This window comes from Vreelandella sp. EE27, from assembly GCF_968206495.1.
On sequence record NZ_OZ309109.1, the window covers coordinates 219,350 to 236,551 of the forward strand.

The following is a 17,202-nucleotide window of genomic DNA, read 5'->3' on the forward strand; positions in this document are numbered from 1 at the left end:
AGCGTTTAATTAAGGTGCTTTAGGCTTAAGTATAGCGAGGGCCAGTGGTGTTTCAGGGCCAGGAATGGTTTGATGATAAAAAAGTTAAGGGGGCTTTATGGATGATTTTTCACCCAACGATTTGAAAACCATCCTGCACTCGAAGCGGGCGAACCTTTATTACCTTCAACACTGCCGGGTGCTGGTCAACGGCGGTCGGGTCGAGTATGTCACCGATGAGGGCAGTAAGTCGCGCTACTGGAATATCCCCATCGCCAATACCACCTCGCTTTTGTTGGGTACCGGCACCTCGATTACTCAAGCGGCGATGCGCGAGCTTGCCAAGGCGGGCGTGCTGGTGGGGTTTTGTGGCGGCGGTGGCACGCCGCTGTTTGCCGCCAACGAAGTGGATGTCGACGTTGCCTGGCTAACCCCGCAAAGCGAGTACCGGCCCACGGAGTATCTGCAGTACTGGGTACGTTTTTGGTTCGATGACGTAAAACGCCTGGATGCCGCCAGGGCGTTCCAGCAGGCCCGCCTTGCGCGTATCGAAGCGCTGTGGACCAGCCGGGTAATGAAAGACGCCGGGTTCGTCATTGCAACCGACCATTTGCATGGCGCGCTGGGTCACCATCGCGAAGCGATCGCCCAGGCACCCAGCACGGTGGACCTGCTTACCCTTGAAGCGCGCCTGACCAAAACGCTCTTCAAATTAGCGGTGAACGCCACCGACTATGGCGACTTCACCCGCGCTAAGCGCGGTACCGGCGTTGACCCCGCCAACCGCTTTCTCGACCACGGCAACTACTTGGCGTATGGGTTGGCCGCCACCGCCACCTGGGTGCTGGGCATCCCGCATGGGCTTGCCGTGTTGCACGGCAAAACCCGCCGGGGCGGGCTGGTGTTCGACGTGGCAGATCTCGTCAAAGACGCCGTGATTCTGCCCCAGGCGTTTATCTCCGCCATGCGTGGCGATGAAGAGCAGGAATTTCGCCAAGCCTGCATCGAGCGCCTGACCCGCACCGAATCCCTCGATTTCATGATCGATACGCTCAAGGACGTGGCCCAGGCGCTGGGGCATCAAGAGAAGAGCGGTGAGCCATGAACGTGCTGCTGATCTCCCAGTGCAACAAGAACGCGCTCAAGGAGACCCGGCGTATTCTCGATCAGTTCGCCGAGCGCCGAGGGGACCGCACCTGGCAAACACCGATCACCCAGGCCGGGCTTGATACGTTGCGTAAGCTTTTACGCAAATCCGCCCGTAAGAACACCGCCGTGGCCTGCCATTGGATTCGTGGACATGATCATAGCGAGCTTGTGTGGGTGGTGGGGGATGCAGCGAAATTTAACCCGCAGGGGGCCACGCCGACCAACACCACCCGGCGCAATATTCTTCGTGCCCAGGACGAAAACGACTGGCACAGCGGACGGCTGATTCATCTGCTCGCCTCGCTGGCGGCGCTTTTCCATGATTTAGGTAAGGCCAGCCAGGCATTTCAATGGCGCCTTCAGGGCAAGCTCGAAGGGCGCAATCGTTACCGCCACGAATGGGTGTCGCTGCGCTTGTTGGAAGCGTTTGTGGGCGACGACGATGACGCCGGTTGGCTGCGCCGCCTTGAAAACTCAGCGGCAGCCGATGACGCCTGCTGGCTTGGAAGCTGGGTGGAGACATTACATCGTGATGGTCTGGACGAAACCAGCAAGCCTCCACCCTTCAATCACTTGCCCCCGTTGGCCGCTGCCGTTGGCTGGCTGATCGTCAGTCATCACCGCCTGCCCGCACTACCCGCCTACGAAGACGATGGCATTACCCAAAAGTGGTCCGGCGCTAAAGCGCCGCTCAACACGGATAACCTGCCCACGCTACCCCGCGATATTACGGCGGCGTGGAATGAGCGGGTCGAGGCGGCCCCGGAAAAAGACGTGGCGCCTTACTGGTACTTTCCCCACGGCTTACCGGTCACCGAGAAATCCTGGCGCGACCGGGCGCAGCGCCTGGCCCGTCAGTTGGGAGAATGCAAATGGGAGGTGCCGCCGCTGGAGGCGCCCTATGTGATGCATCTGGCTCGCATGGCGCTGATGTTGGCTGACCACCACTACTCGAGCTTGACCGGCCAGGGGCGTTTATCTGGCTCGTGGTCACAAACGCTATACGCCAACACGGCCACGGTGAATGGCAAGCGCCAGCCCAGTCAGCCGCTGACCGAGCACTTGCTCGGCGTCACGCGGGCGGTTGGCGAAATCACCCATCGCCTGCCCGATATGGTGAACGCGATGAGCGGCATCACCGGCCACAAGGGCTTCAAAGCGCGCAGCAAGAAGGCGCGTTTTCGTTGGCAGGACAAAGCCTATGACCTGGCCGTCGGTCTGCGCGAGAAAAGCGCCACCCAGGGGTTTTTCGGGATCAATATGGCCTCGACCGGGTGCGGCAAGACGATTGCCAACGGGCGAATTATCTACGGCTTGAGTAAGCCCGAAACCGGGGCGCGCTTCTCGATTGCGCTGGGCCTGCGCACTCTGACGCTGCAAACCGGCCAGGCCTACCGCGAGCGGCTCGGCCTTGGCAGCGATGACCTGGCCGTGCGCGTGGGCGGCGCCGCTAGCCGGGCGCTTTTCGAGCACCAGCAATCCCAGGGCGGTTCGGATTCGCGGGCCGAGCTGCTCGATGAACAAAGCCATGTGCATTTCGAGGGCAATGTGGACGCGCACCCGGCGCTGAGCAAGGCCGTTACCGACCCGCGCACGCGAGCGCTTATCTGCGCACCAATTCTGGTCACCACCATCGACCACCTGATGCCCGCCACGGAAAGCCTTCGCGGCGGCCACCAGATCGCCCCCATGCTGCGTCTGATGAGTAGCGACCTGGTACTCGACGAACCGGATGACTTCGATATCAAGGATCTGCCCGCGCTCACCCGGCTGGTCTACTGGGCGGGCATGCTGGGCTCTCGGGTGCTGCTCTCGTCAGCGACGCTGCCGCCCGCCCTGGTGCGTGGCTTGTTCGATGCCTACCGGGAAGGCCGCGCTGAATATCAGCGCCACCGGGGCGAGCCGGGTGCTCCCGTCGAGCCGGTATGTGCCTGGTTCGATGAGCATGGCTGCACCCAGGCGAGCTGCGCTGATGGCATACGTTTCGATACTGCGCATAGCGCCTTTGCCCACAGGCGGGGGGCAAAACTGGTCAAGCAAGACCCGTTACGCCGAGGCTATCTGGTTCCCTTTTCGGCCCCGTCATCGCTCGATGCCATGGCCGAGACGCTGGCGCAAACGGTGCTAACCCAGGCACTGGCGCTGCACGCGGCGCATCACACCCAGGACCCGCAAAGCGGCAAACGCGCCAGTTTCGGGCTGGTACGCATGGCCAATATTGCGCCCCTGGTGGCCGTGGCCCAGGCGCTCTATCGTGCGGACGTTCCCGCTGGTACGCATATTCACCTCTGCGTTTACCACTCGCAGTTTCCGCTGCTACTGCGCTCGCGGCTGGAAGCCCGGCTCGACCGCGTATTGGATCGCCGCGATGAATGGGGCGTATTCGATCTGCCGGATATTCAAGCGCGATTGAAGGGGGAGGCGAGCGAGCATCTCTTTATCGTGCTGGGTTCGCCGGTTACCGAGGTGGGCCGCGATCACGACTACGACTGGGCTCTTGTCGAGCCGTCTTCCATGCGCTCGATCATTCAGCTCGCCGGGCGCATTCGCCGCCACCGGCCTCAGCCTGCCAACGCGCCCAACATCGCCCTGCTGGATACCAACGTGAAGCACCTGCAAGGGGAGCGGGTCGCGTTTAGCCATCCCGGCTTCGAAGACAACAACTGGCTGTTGACGCAGCACCGACTCGGCGCGTTGCTGCGCGCCTCAGAAATCGACGTGATCGACTCGCGCCCGCGCCTGACGCCGAGTGAAGCGCTGGAGCCTGCTGGGAAGCTGGTCGACCTGGAGCATACCCGGCTGGCCTCGCTGATGGTGGAAGGCGCAGCGCTACCTGTTTCAACGGGCCGCCGCAAACGGCGGGGCGGCTCACCCAGAGTTGAGCTGGGCGCCTACCTATTCTACCGGCCCGCCCCGATGGCCCTCAGCGCCACGGCACTGCAGCACGCCCCGTTTCGCGAAGATAACGCCCAGGAAAGCGAGTTCGTACTGATGCCGGATGAAGCGGAGGAGGGCTATCTGTTTTACCGCATTGAGCAGAACGGCCGTGAAGAGACGCTGACGCCTGTAGAGCGCGAACTGGACCGGCTACCGGATAAGCTATTGGAAAACCCGCACGTCACCCCTTGGAACGAGCCGGACTATATGACCGCGCTTGCTGAGCAAGCTGACGCCATGGATATGAGTCTCGAGCGCTGTGCCAACCGCTTTGGCCGCATTCGCCTGAAAACCGACTACGCCCCGTACGGATGGCATTTTCATCCGGCGCTGGGGTTTGTGAGGAAGAAGTAATTCAAATTATAAACAGGGAAAAAAGGAGCGTTATGACCGAACCACCGAATCAACCGACGTCGCTTGAAGCGCTTATTCTTGGTTTCATTCAGAACCGCTTTGCGACCAAAACCGAGAAACTGGCACCGGACGACCCCGTCTATCTCAAACTGCAAGAGCAGTTCGCGCCGCAAACCTGGCTCGCCGATGCCGCGCGGCGCGTAAATCAGCTTCAGGTCGTTACCCACTCGCTCAAGGCGGTTCACCCGGACGCCAAGGGCACCAACCTCTACGTCGAACCCCGTTCACTTGAGCGTGGTGAGCTGGTCGGCAGCCACTGCCTGCCGGACGATTTTCAGGGCGATGTGGTGGGTAACGCCGCTGCCCTCGATGTCTACAAATTCCTGAAACTCGAATGGCAAGGGCGTTCGTTGTTGGAGCTGGCGCTCGAAAGCGATGATGCGCTGACCGAAGCTCTTGGCAAGGATCGTGAAGAAGCCCAAGCGTGGGTAAGCGCTTTTGCCAGTATCGTTGAGCCCAAGGGCGAGCCCAGTTCCCACGCGCGCGGCAAGCAGGTTTATTGGCTGGTGGGTGATGAACCCGCCGACAATACCGGTTACCACTTATTGGCACCGCTTTACGCCACCGCCTTAACGCACCCGTTTCACGCCCGGCTTAGCGAGGCACGCTTTGGTGAACACGCCAAGGCAGGGCGCAAGGCCCGCCGAGAGGAGGCCGCTTTCGAGGGTGAATACAGCGACTATCTCAACCTGGCCGTGCAGAAACTTGGCGGCACCAAGCCGCAGAATATTTCGCAGCTCAATAGCGAACGTGGCGGGCAGAACTATCTGCTGGCCTCACTTCCGCCCAACTGGGTTTCCCGTGATGTTTCCCCGCCGCTTCGTACGGAGTCGGTGTTGCCACGCTTTGGTCGGCGAGCGCCGGTTCGTCAACTGATCAACGACTTGATCAGTTGGATTAAGCAGAACATGAAAGAGGATGAACGCCGAGCCCAAGCAGGCAAGTCACCAAGAAAAACGTACAAAGACAGGGGGTTGCACGACGACCTGACGGCAATGCTATCCGATGAGCTTTTGATGTTTACCCATGAGCTTCACCGTTTAGAGGCTGGCTGGTCAAAAGACAGTGAGTGCCGCTTGGTAACGGCTGAGTGCTATTGGCTCGACCCAGGTCGAAGCGAGCTGGATGTCGATTTTGCAACCGCACGGTGGCGATCTGACTGGCATGAAGAAGTCTCTAAACGCGTTGCGGGTTGGCTAAAAAACACGCTGACCAAACGTATGAAGATTAGCCTTGGCGACCCAGAGCATGACGTCTGGGCGAGCAAGATTGAGCTCGTATTGGAAAAATTCCGCCGCCAGTTGGACGACCTGCAGGATGCTCTGCGCGACGATGAAGAGAGCATCGAAGGAGCGCCCGCATGATCGATCATCTTCTAGTGCTCCCCCGCCTACGTATCCAGAATGCCAACGCGATTTCCAGCCCAATGACTTGGGGTTTTCCCGCCATGAGTGCCTTTTTAGGCGTTCAGCAGGTGCTGGAGCGCAACCTGCCCGACGATATCAAGCTGGTCTTCAACGGGATTGGCGTGGTGTGCCACCACATCGAACCGCAAGTCACCGAAGGCGGCTTTATCAAGGCGTTTCACCTGACGCGCAACCCGGTCGACAAAAGCGGTAATACTGCCGCCATTGTCGAAGAAGGGCGCGCGCATCTGGACGTCACGTTACTGATCGATGTGGAATCCAGCGGAGACGACCTTGGCAGTGCCGAGCGCCGCCGTGATATTGCCCAGCGGCTATTGGAACAGGTGCAGGGCATGCGGATTGCGGGCGGCAGCGTGATGCCACCGTTGGACAGCCAGCGCCGCCATCGCCCTGAGCTTGTGAGCTTTAGCGCAGATGAGCGAGCCAAGCAGTGGCAGCGCCTTAAACGTCGACTGCTACCCGGTTTCGCGCTGGTGCTGCGCGACGACCTGCTGACCGAGCACACCGCCACGCTAAAGGCGAAGGATGAAAATGCCTCGCCGCTGGATGCCTGGCTCGATCTCTCCCGGCTCAACCACACCTGTCAGGTTGAGCAGGTAACGGACGAAAAAGACGGTAAGGAAAAAGAAGTGGCGCGGTGGAGTGTGCGTCGCCCTTACCCCGGCTGGCTGGTACCCATTCCGGTGGGCTATGGCGCCATTTCGCCGCTACATGAGCCCGGTGAGGTCGCCAATGCCCGCGACCCGGAAGTGCCGTTTCAATTCGTGGAAAGCCTCTATTCCATCGGTGAATGGATCAGCCCCCACCGCATTCAAGCGCCCGACGATCTGCTGTGGTTCGTGGAGAGCGACTTGGATCGCGGTATTTATCGCCTGCAAAACGACTACACCAACACGTTGCTACAAGACTAATTAAAGGGGAAACATCATGGCCAAGAACGACACACTCAAAACCGCTTCCGTGCTCGCTTTCGAGCGCAAACTCGACCCATCCGATGCGCTTTTTCGCGCCGGCAACTGGGAAAGCCGTGGTCAATCGGCGCAGTGGGACTTCGTGCCGGTGCGCGAAAAATCCGTGCGCGGCACCATTTCCAACCGCTTGAAAGCCAAGGACCAGGACCCGCTCAAGCTCGATGCCGCTATCGAGAATCCTAACCTGCAAACGGTCGATGTGGCAGCGCTACCTCACGATGCCGACACCCTGGCGGTTCGCTTCACGCTACGGGTATTGGCAGGCGCAGGCACGCCCTCCGCCTGCAATAACGCCGAGTATCAGAAAAAGCTCAAGCAAACGGTGTCTGGCTACGTTGACGCGCACGGCTTCGACGAGCTGGCCCACCGCTACGCCTGTAACCTGGCGAATGGGCGCTTTTTGTGGCGCAACCGTATGGGAGCCGAGCAGGTCGAGGTCGTCGTCAGCCAGATGAAGCAGGGCCAGCCGGAAAAAAGCTGGACCTTTGACGGGCTTGAGCAGTCGACCCGCGACTTTACCGGCGATGCTCAAACCCAAGAGCTGGGTAGCGTGATCGCTCAGGCGCTGGCCGGTGAACAGTATCTGCTGCTCGATGTGGTTGCTTTTGCGCGCTTGGGCGCCGGCCAAGAGGTGTTCCCCTCGCAGGAGTTAATTCTCGACCGCTCGCGGGGCGACAAGAGCAAGACGCTCTACAGCATTGGCGATGACCAGAAAGCCGCTATCCACTCCCAGAAACTGGGTAACGCGCTGCGCACCATCGACACCTGGTACCCGGCACCGGAAGACGGCAGCGATCTTGGGCCCATCGCCGTCGAGCCCTACGGCTCGGTCACCACGCAAGGTAGTGCTTATCGTCAGCCGAAGCAGAAGGTGGATTTTTACAACCTGCTGGATAACTGGCTGCTGAAGGACCAGGTGCCGTCTACCGAAAACCAGCACTTTGTCATGGCGACTCTCATCCGTGGCGGCGTATTCGGCGAAGCGGGGTAGGCCATGGATCACTATATTGATATCCACTTAAGGCCCGACCCGGATTTCCCCGAACCCATGCTGATGGGCGCGCTTTATAACAAACTGCACCGAGCGCTTTTCGACCTGGAAGCAAACGATATCGGCGTTAGCTTTCCGCTGCGCAAGCACGGGGTTAATGCACGCACGCTGGGCGGTCATCTGCGTTTGCACGCCACCCAAGCGCGTCTTCAGCAACTGATGACCGCCAACTGGCTCACCGGCATGCGCGACCACGTGAGCGTGAGCGACATATTGGCCGTGCCTTCCGATGCGAAGCATATCAACGTGGCGCGCAGGCAGTTCAATACGGGAAGCCCCAGCCGTGCGAAACGCTATGCCAAACGGCATGACGTATCAGAAAGCGAGGCGCGCCAGATTTACGCCCGGGTGGCGGAAAAACGTATCGAATTACCCTTCGTGAACATCAATAGCCGCTCGACCCAACAGCGTTTTAGTCTGTTTATCGAGCATGGAAAACCTCGGGAAAAATCAGTGGCGGGTGTGTTCAACCGCTATGGTTTAAGCCCCGACGCGACCGTGCCATGGTTTTGACCCTTTTTTTGAGCATAAGAAAGGGTAACGGTTAATCAAGCACTTAGCGGTATCACTTGGAAAAGGGGTGATACCGCTTTTTTGGCTAAAGCTCTTTAACAATCAGAACGTTAATTTTGGTATGCTCTAGTTCGCTGCCGCCCAGGCAGCTTAGAAAGATGGACGAAACTACGTAACCGATATTTGCCGGTTCGCTGCCGCCCAGGCAGCTTAGAAAAATCGTAACGCAATTATCAGCCGAGCATTCGCGTTCGCTGCCGCCCAGGCAGCTTAGAAAACCAGTATCAGAGTCATCATCGTTACCACCCTGTTCGCTGCCGCCCAGGCAGCTTAGAAATCAATCAGAGCGATGTCACGCAGGTCATGCGCGTTCGCTGCCGCCCAGGCAGCTTAGAAAAGAACGTGCGTAAGGTGCGCGTGGATGAAACCGTTCGCTGCCGCCCAGGCAGCTTAGAAAGCCCACTACCGCATTCAGACCGCCGTAATTGGGTTCGCTGCCGCCCAGGCAGCTTAGAAATCGACAAACTCAACGATGCGGCCCGCGCCGCCGTTCGCTGCCGCCCAGGCAGCTTAGAAAACTGATGCCGAGATCGATCGCTTGATTCGAGAGTTCGCTGCCGCCCAGGCAGCTTAGAAAGCCGAAGCCGTTCGATTCCTCAAAGGGTCGGGGTTCGCTGCCGCCCAGGCAGCTTAGAAAATCAAAAGATGGTTAAAAGCAACATGTTACAGGTTCGCTGCCGCCCAGGCAGCTTAGAAAGCATCTCGAGGAATATGGATTACCTCCTTTTGGTTCGCTGCCGCCCAGGCAGCTTAGAAAAACAAAAGCAGGCCTACAACGAGACCCGCGTCGTTCGCTGCCGCCCAGGCAGCTTAGAAATTTCTAACGCAGGACACTCAGCAAGGCACCACGTTCGCTGCCGCCCAGGCAGCTTAGAAAGTGCTGACTCTGATCTTGGTCGCACCCAAAGCGTTCGCTGCCGCCCAGGCAGCTTAGAAAATGCGCGGGCTCCAGAAACAGAAAAGCCCGCTGTTCGCTGCCGCCCAGGCAGCTTAGAAACGGCATCATCGGCGGCTTCAGCAGCGTTATTGGTTCGCTGCCGCCCAGGCAGCTTAGAAATGCAGGGCTCCACGCTGGCCCGTAAGGCTAACGTTCGCTGCCGCCCAGGCAGCTTAGAAAGACGAAGGCAGCGCAATGGGAATTAAAAAGAAGTTCGCTGCCGCCCAGGCAGCTTAGAAAGTATGATGACTGCCTCGACTCTGCCATCGATATGTTCGCTGCCGCCCAGGCAGCTTAGAAATCATCGAACAGATACCAGGGTGACGAGTCGGCGTTCGCTGCCGCCCAGGCAGCTTAGAAATGCTAAAACCAACGGCGCCGAATGCGCCTTCTGTTCGCTGCCGCCCAGGCAGCTTAGAAATCAAGGATTTCGTTTACTTCGAAGCCTGCTTGGTTCGCTGCCGCCCAGGCAGCTTAGAAACTTGCGGCCGTCGGTGCGATTGATGGCGAGCTGTTCGCTGCCGCCCAGGCAGCTTAGAAATCGACGAGGTTGGGCTGGATCTTTCGGGGTGCGTTCGCTGCCGCCCAGGCAGCTTAGAAATGACGGTTGCGTATGAAGCTGGCACCAAGAGCGTTCGCTGCCGCCCAGGCAGCTTAGAAAATCGAAGAGCAAACGAACAGGCTCAGGAATGTGTTCGCTGCCGCCCAGGCAGCTTAGAAAACCGCTGTCAGCCATTCGCGCTCAGCTTCTATGTTCGCTGCCGCCCAGGCAGCTTAGAAAACGATGCCGCGCTAGCTTTCCGTCGGGACGCAGTTCGCTGCCGCCCAGGCAGCTTAGAAAAGACAGCGTTATTTGATGTTCGCTCTAAAATAGTTCGCTGCCGCCCAGGCAGCTTAGAAAAACAGGCCCAGCAGCAGCGCGCCGCCTCAACGGTTCGCTGCCGCCCAGGCAGCTTAGAAAATCCGCGCCTTGAGCGCGCTGTTGTCGGAGTCGTTCGCTGCCGCCCAGGCAGCTTAGAAATTCGCTAATTTCTTCGTAATTAGCAAGCACCTGTTCGCTGCCGCCCAGGCAGCTTAGAAAGTAGCTCGTGTAGCGGTCGCCGCCCTGGGTATGTTCGCTGCCGCCCAGGCAGCTTAGAAAACGCACACGCCCGCGTCTTTCATCGCCTGGGCAGTTCGCTGCCGCCCAGGCAGCTTAGAAAAAGTGGTCCGCCGCTGCTGCACCCGATAGCGAGTTCGCTGCCGCCCAGGCAGCTTAGAAATACAGAGGCTGCACAGAGTCCGGCAGGCGCCGGTTCGCTGCCGCCCAGGCAGCTTAGAAAAAACTCGGTTAGTCGGTACCGGCCAGCACCGGGTTCGCTGCCGCCCAGGCAGCTTAGAAAAGTTCTGCGAGGCCCGGGGCTTGCTGGCCGTCGTTCGCTGCCGCCCAGGCAGCTTAGAAACGCGAGCAACTGGGTTCGCTCGACGACCTGGTGTTCGCTGCCGCCCAGGCAGCTTAGAAACAGAATCGCGTATCAGGTTTGTTAGGCGCTGGGTTCGCTGCCGCCCAGGCAGCTTAGAAAATTGATCGAGCGTACGGAAGATGCTGACGCCCGTTCGCTGCCGCCCAGGCAGCTTAGAAAAAATCGGTAGCGATGAACTGCTTGTAGGACTGGGTTCGCTGCCGCCCAGGCAGCTTAGAAATTCACTGGCTCATAGGCCTTGAAGACGACCTCGTTCGCTGCCGCCCAGGCAGCTTAGAAATGCTTGGATTATGACTGCCCGCGCTGCCATCTGTTCGCTGCCGCCCAGGCAGCTTAGAAAAGTCCGCGGCGAGCGCCAGCGACCGAGAAGGCGTTCGCTGCCGCCCAGGCAGCTTAGAAATCTACGGGTAGTTGCGTCGAGTGTGTCCAGCAGTTCGCTGCCGCCCAGGCAGCTTAGAAAGCTCGTGTAGTCGTCCAACGTCATACCGTAGCGTTCGCTGCCGCCCAGGCAGCTTAGAAAGAGAAAGAAACCGAGCTACCGACTGATGGTGGGTTCGCTGCCGCCCAGGCAGCTTAGAAATATCTGAGTGCCTAGACATCTTTGTCCACCTCGTTCGCTGCCGCCCAGGCAGCTTAGAAAATGCTCGGCGCCAACCCCAAGTGCCCGGAATGGTTCTCTGCCGCCCAGGCAGCTTAGAAATTTGCCGCCCTGTGGGCAAAACGGAGGACTAAGTTCGCTGCCGCCCAGGCAGCTTAGAAAAAGCTCCAGAGCTATCAGGATGCGGTAGGCGTGTTCGCTGCCGCCCAGGCAGCTTAGAAAATCGTCGCACCACGTTGGAAGACGGCCGACGCGTTCGCTGCCGCCCAGGCAGCTTAGAAATGGAGGCGTATGTTTCGCGACATCTGCCGTTCGTTCGCTGCCGCCCAGGCAGCTTAGAAATGGAGGCGTATGTTTCGCGACATCTGCCGTTCGTTCGCTGCCGCCCAGGCAGCTTAGAAATAGTACAGAAAGCGCGCGAGCGATTCCGGGGCGTTCGCTGCCGCCCAGGCAGCTTAGAAAGAACGCACTACATCTAGTGGTTAGGAGGGTCAGTTCGCTGTCGCATAGGCAGCCAGTGCATATGGGGGAGTAGAGAACGTCCAGCGAGGGGAAGTCGAGGCGGATGGGGAGACTCGAACTTTCATACCGTGCTGTAAAAAGGCTTTAGCCAAGAGCCAGCTGATTCGGCCCCACCGCTTGGGGGTACTTCGTCATAAGCGGTGGGGCGCACGCTAGGTTAGGGGAGCAGGCTTACTTTTCTTCTTCCCAGCGCTCCATCGCGCGCTTGTCATCCGGCAGGCGTACGATGTCGTCGATGTTGAGTTTGCCCTGGGTTTTGTGGCGGTGGCCGTGTTCGTCGAGGATGGCGGCCACGGTGCCGATGCTGACGGCGTCTTCTTCCCGGTAGGTTTCTACTTTGACGCGTACGATACGGCGCTGGTAGCGGGCGGAGAGAATGGCGCCGGGGTAAGGCGGGGTGTGGTTGGGGTCGCCCTGGAAGTAGGCCGCGACGCTGGCGCTGCCGGGGTCGTCCCATTCGATATGTTGATGCATCCTCAATATCCTTTTGTCGAGTGAGTGATGAGCTTAGTGTAGTTTGTCGTCATGGGCCTCGCCTACTGGCCGTCCCATTCGCCGTTATCGGGTGTTTCCTCGGCGCCAACGTATTGAAACAGGAAGGTAAGCGCCGCGGGTAGGCTGGCACGCCATACGCGCCAGGTGTGCCCGCCGGGGTAAAGGTCCAGGCGCACCTGGCCTGGTTGAATGCGCTCGATCGCCTGGCGCAGCTGGCGGGCGTGATATTCGGCGTCGAACTCATCGCGGCGGCCCGCGCTGATATAAAGGGGTACCGGGGGCGTGGCGCTGGGTTCGTTGTTGGCGCCAGGCGCGACCGCCAGGCGGTAATCTTCCAGGTGAGCCGGATAGTTGAGCCGCTGCCAAAGCGCCTGATCGAACTCGCCCTGGGCATCTAAAAAGGCCGGGTGGCGGTGCGCCGAGGAGTTGCGCGGCGGTGCGGGGACGTAGCTTGCCGGGCTAAGCGCCGCTACCGCGGCGAACAGGTCCGGCCGCTCGAGGGCGAAATTCAGCGCGCCGTACCCGCCGGCCGAGAGCCCGGCCACACCGCGCTTGGCGCGGGTGGTGCCTACGCGGTAGGTGGTTTCGATATGCGGCATCAGGTCGTCGAAAAAGGCGCGGCGAGCAGGCTCGTTATAGCCATCGACCCACCAACTGCGGCTGCCCGGCATGACGAACACCGCCGGGGGGAGGTGCCCGGCGTCGATCAAACGGTCGACGGTTCGAGCCAGCTGCCCCCGGCTGACCCAGTCGTGTTCGTTGCCGAACGAGCCATGCAGCATGTAGACCACCGGGTAGGGCTCGGCGGCATCTACCTGGTAGCCGTCGGGCAGGTAGAGCGTGTAAGGGTAGTCATCACCCAGCACCGGGGAGGGGAACGCGTGGCGCGAGACTTCGCCGGCCAGCGCCGGGGCACTGAGTAAAAAAGCACTCATAACAACAGTGAGCGCACGCGCTGAGCGCATAAGACAAGCCGCAATAGGGTGAAGGGGCACACTGCCTCCGAGTGTTCATGACAAAAGGGATGTGACCAGCGGGGCTGGCTGCGCTATTAGCATAGCAGCGCCTCAGGGCAGGAGGCTTGGATGCAAAAGGTCGAGGAGATTTATTGGCTGCGCGCCTACGGATGCGCGGCGGTTTTCCTGTTTCATTGGCTGGACCATCTCAATCAACGCGTGGACACCCTGACCACCGACTTGATGCGTATCCCTCTGGTGTTGGGAACGCCGGTTTTTTTGTTTATCTCCATTTTCGTGTTCGCGCTTCGCTACGCCCGCCAGGTGCCGCCGGGGTTTTTATGGCAACGCGTCAAGTACGTGATACTGCCCTACGTAACGTATGGGTTTATCTACGCCACCGCCGAGTGGGTGCGCCTGAACATGGGCGGCACCTCGGTGGGGTATTTAAGCGTTGCCCGGGAGTACTTTCTCTACGCGGGCTGGCACGGCTACTTTCTGATTATCGCCATGCAGTTCTACGTGGCGTACTGGTTGTTTGCCCGCTGGCGGCTGTGGCGGTTCGACCCGGTGCCCGGGCTTTGGGTGAGCTGCGTGGTCAGCATGGCGTATTGGGGCACGGCCTACTGGCTCGAGGTGGCGCCGCCAGGCTACCTGCTTTGGGTCGCCCCGCTTGGCTGGGTGTATCTGTTCTTTTTGGCGCTGGTGCTGGTGCGCTACTACCAGCCGGTAGCGCAAGGCGAGACAAGACCCCGCCCGCCGCGCTGGATGCAAGCGTTCTCCTCCCCGATTTGGCTGGCCGGGGCGGTGGTGCTGATCGTACTGGCTACGCTTCCGGGCTGGCTGGTGTTCACCTCCAAGGAGGTGTGGGTGATCCCGCTGTTCGTATTGGCCACGCTTTGCGCCATGCGCTACCTGAAAGGGCGCCCCGCGCCTGCGTGGATGCGCACGATCAACCGCTACTCCTTCGGCATTTATCTCGCCCACCCGATGTTTTTTGCCATTGTCGATACGGTGGTCGGCGTAGAAACGCTGCCGCTTTTCCTTTACGCGCTGCTGTTGATCGTCGTGGGTGTCGTGGGCTCTATCGGGCTGAACAAGGTCGCGAATACCACGACGTTGACCACCATGCTCTTTGGGAAGCGCTTGAAGGTGTAGTAAAGAGGCGATCACCCCATGCTTGCGCACGCATTTGGTTCAATAAAGGTTTTTATGAACCCTTTTGGTGCATTCGGAAGTGGCTTCTGAGTCCCGTCCCGGGGGCGTTGATTTAGACGCGCAACATCAGGGCAGCTTTCGGGTTGAGAAAATCATTTTTAAAACAGAGGCTTGGTAAGCCGTCATGCCATATTGGTGCAAAGTTGGCACGCTACATGCTTATTAAACGGCAACGGCTGGCGTCGTAGGCAAACGCCTCACAGCGTGCTACAACGATAGTCGGTTTATTTTAATCGCTGGTCACGGGGCCTGGTTTGAAACTCGCCCCAATGCGAATACACAACAAAGGCGTGCTATACGCTCGCGGCGTATCAACGGTTTTGTTCAACAATACGTTTAATAGATCGCTTAACAGTACACGCTTTAAGCCACGCTCATACCGGAGACGGAGAACAGTATGTCAGCCAAGACGCTCGCGCTAATCGAAGAAAATGAAGTCAAATGGGTAGACCTGCGTTTCACCGATACGCGCGGTAAAGAGCAGCACGTCACCGTACCGGCACGGGACGTGGACGAAGAGTTTTTTGAAAACGGTCAGATGTTCGATGGCTCCTCCATCGAAGGCTGGAAGGGCATCAACGAATCCGACATGATTCTGCGCCCGGAAGACGGCACCGGCTTTCTCGACCCCTTCACCGAAGATGCCACGCTGATTTTGCGTTGCGACATCATCGAGCCGGCCACCATGCAGGGTTACGATCGCGACCCGCGCTCCATCGCCAAGCGTGCCGAAGCCTATCTCGAGTCCACCGGCCTTGGCGACACCGCGTTTTTCGGCCCGGAACCCGAGTTCTTCATCTTCGACGAAGTACACTGGAAGACCGACATCCAAGGCTCCATGTACAAGATCTCCTCGGAAGAGGGCGCCTGGGCGACCGATAGCCAGATCGAAGGCGGCAACCTGGGCCACCGCCCGCGTGTGAAAGGCGGCTATTTCCCGGTTCCGCCGGTGGACAGCTTCCACGACATTCGTGGCGCAATGTGTAACACCCTTGAAGCGATCGGCCAGAGCGTCGAAGTGCATCACCACGAAGTGGCGAACGCCGGTCAGAACGAAATCGGCGTCAAGTTCAACACCCTGGTGAAGAAGGCCGACGAAGTTCAGGAAATGAAGTACGTGATCCACAACGTGGCCCACGCCTACGGCAAAACCGCGACTTTCATGCCCAAGCCCCTGGTTGGCGATAACGGCTCCGGCATGCACGTTCACCAGTCGTTCTGGAAAGATGGTGCCAACCAGTTCGCCGGCGACGAGTACGCGGGCCTTTCCGAAATGGCGCTTTACTACATTGGCGGCATCATCAAGCACGCCCGTGCCCTGAACGCCTTCACCAACGCCTCGACCAACTCCTACAAGCGTCTGGTGCCGGGTTTCGAAGCGCCGGTCATGCTGGCCTACAGTGCGCGTAACCGCAGTGCGTCGATCCGTATTCCGTACACGGCTAGCCCCAAAGGCAAGCGTGTCGAAACGCGCTTCCCCGACCCGACCGCCAACCCTTACCTTGCGTTCGCGGCCATGCTGATGGCGGGTATCGACGGCATCAAGAACAAGATCCATCCTGGCGACGCCATGGACAAGAACCTGTACGACCTGCCGCCGGAAGAAGGCAAGGCCGTACCGACCGTGGCCTCGAGCCTCGACCAGGCGCTGGAAGCCCTCGACGCCGACCGCACCTTCCTGACCGAAGGCGGTGTGTTTACCGACGAAATGATCGACGCCTACATCGAGCTCAAGATGGAAGAAGTCACGCGCATGCGTATGGCGACGCACCCGGTCGAGTTCGACCTGTACTACAGCTGCTAAGCTCTAACGTTAGGGGCACCCTTGAGGTGTTACTGACTCAAAACCCCGCCTCGGCGGGGTTTTTTTATGGGGAAGACTATGGGCATGCGTGTCATTGGCATGGCGAAGTACGCGCGCCTGGCGGCGTTGCTGTTGGGGCTTTCGCTGACGGCGGGAAAGCTCCAGGCGCAAACGGTGTACCGCGTGGTGGATGAAAGCGGCCGGGTCACTTATACCGACAACCCGGAGCGCGGCGGCGAGGCGATCACGCTGGCGCCGCTGCCCGGGGTCGAGCGGACGCCGCCGCCCCCCTCTTCGAGTCCGGCAAGGACCCGGCCCGGCCAGCCCTTTATGCCCTACGACCGGTTCGTGATCGCCAACCCTTCGGCCGAGGCGCTGATTCGCGATGCCATGACCCCGGTCGAGGTGTACGTTGAGCCGGCGCTGCGCGACGACCATCAAATAAGACTTCTGGTGAACGGCGAGGTCAGCCAGTCGGCGCTGCACAGCGACGCGTTTTGGTTGACCGGCTTGCCGCAAGGTCACCACCGGCTTCAAGCCGAGCTGCTCGATAGCCAGGGGCGCGTTCAGCATCGCACTGACGCGGTGAGTATTACCGTCGCGCCGCGCTAATATGCACTAAAATGGTGCGAATGCGCGGCGTTAACCGGGCGGCGCTGCGCTATTAAACGCCGCGTTGCGCCGCCTGGATGCGTTAAAGCCGTGCAT

At 59.7% G+C, this 17,202-nt stretch carries 11 protein-coding genes and 1 CRISPR repeat array; of the genes, 9 read left to right on the forward strand and 2 right to left on the reverse strand.

Translation table 11 applies throughout. The features are described from left to right. The first annotated feature begins 97 nt into the window (after positions 1–97). Genes cas1f through cas6f form a run of 6 tightly spaced genes read left to right on the forward strand, consistent with a single transcriptional unit; the run spans position 98 to position 8,441 of the window. Positions 98–1,084, forward strand: a complete 987-nt coding sequence (cas1f, locus tag ACWHVV_RS01100; RefSeq protein ID WP_447927694.1) for a type I-F CRISPR-associated endonuclease Cas1f — start codon at positions 98–100, stop codon at positions 1,082–1,084. Beyond that, a complete protein-coding gene (cas3f, locus tag ACWHVV_RS01105; protein WP_447927695.1) occupies positions 1,081–4,419 on the forward strand; it encodes a type I-F CRISPR-associated helicase Cas3f in 3,339 nt (1,112 codons plus the stop codon). The genes cas1f and cas3f overlap by 4 nt, the downstream gene beginning before the upstream one ends. Next, positions 4,377–5,843: a type I-F CRISPR-associated protein Csy1 gene (gene csy1 / locus ACWHVV_RS01110; protein WP_447927696.1), complete on the forward strand. Its 1,467-nt coding sequence runs from the start codon at positions 4,377–4,379 to the stop codon at positions 5,841–5,843. The genes cas3f and csy1 overlap by 43 nt, the downstream gene beginning before the upstream one ends. After that, on the forward strand, positions 5,840–6,817 hold the full coding sequence (csy2, locus tag ACWHVV_RS01115) for a type I-F CRISPR-associated protein Csy2 (RefSeq protein ID WP_447927697.1): 978 nt from the start codon (positions 5,840–5,842) through the stop codon (positions 6,815–6,817). The genes csy1 and csy2 overlap by 4 nt, the downstream gene beginning before the upstream one ends. Positions 6,818–6,833: 16 nt before the next feature. Then, positions 6,834–7,868, forward strand: coding sequence for a type I-F CRISPR-associated protein Csy3 (csy3, locus tag ACWHVV_RS01120; RefSeq protein WP_447927698.1), 1,035 nt, complete (start codon positions 6,834–6,836; stop codon positions 7,866–7,868). 3 nt (positions 7,869–7,871) lie between these two features. Beyond that, positions 7,872–8,441 (forward strand): type I-F CRISPR-associated endoribonuclease Cas6/Csy4, encoded by a 570-nt coding sequence (cas6f, locus tag ACWHVV_RS01125; protein WP_447927699.1) that lies wholly within the window; start codon positions 7,872–7,874, stop codon positions 8,439–8,441. A gap of 129 nt (positions 8,442–8,570) precedes the next feature. Next, positions 8,571–11,961: a CRISPR direct-repeat array (repeat unit 28 nt; unit sequence GTTCGCTGCCGCCCAGGCAGCTTAGAAA). Positions 11,962–12,192: 231 nt separating this feature from the next. On the opposite strand, the gene ACWHVV_RS01130 is transcribed toward cas6f, so the two are convergent. Together ACWHVV_RS01130 and ACWHVV_RS01135 are read right to left on the reverse strand one after the other, a co-directional pair. Next, complete coding sequence (locus ACWHVV_RS01130) at positions 12,193–12,495, reverse strand: hypothetical protein (protein ID WP_447894882.1); 303 nt, start codon at positions 12,493–12,495, stop codon at positions 12,193–12,195. A 62-nt stretch (positions 12,496–12,557) separates the two neighbouring features. Beyond that, positions 12,558–13,451 carry an alpha/beta hydrolase gene (locus ACWHVV_RS01135; protein WP_447927700.1) on the reverse strand — a complete coding sequence of 298 codons (894 nt, stop codon included), beginning with the start codon at positions 13,449–13,451 and terminating at the stop codon, positions 12,558–12,560. 150 nt (positions 13,452–13,601) lie between these two features. Here ACWHVV_RS01135 and ACWHVV_RS01140 point away from each other — a divergent pair, with 150 nt between their 5' ends. From ACWHVV_RS01140 to ACWHVV_RS01150, 3 genes are all read left to right on the forward strand, one after another. Beyond that, positions 13,602–14,630 carry an acyltransferase family protein gene (locus ACWHVV_RS01140; RefSeq protein WP_447927701.1) on the forward strand — a complete coding sequence of 343 codons (1,029 nt, stop codon included), beginning with the start codon at positions 13,602–13,604 and terminating at the stop codon, positions 14,628–14,630. Positions 14,631–15,087: 457 nt separating this feature from the next. Then, positions 15,088–16,494 (forward strand): glutamate--ammonia ligase, encoded by a 1,407-nt coding sequence (glnA, locus tag ACWHVV_RS01145; protein WP_447927702.1) that lies wholly within the window; start codon positions 15,088–15,090, stop codon positions 16,492–16,494. Positions 16,495–16,572: 78 nt separating this feature from the next. Continuing rightward, entirely contained in the window at positions 16,573–17,106 is a 534-nt protein-coding gene (locus ACWHVV_RS01150) for a DUF4124 domain-containing protein (protein WP_447927703.1), read from the forward strand. Positions 17,107–17,202 lie beyond the last annotated feature (96 nt).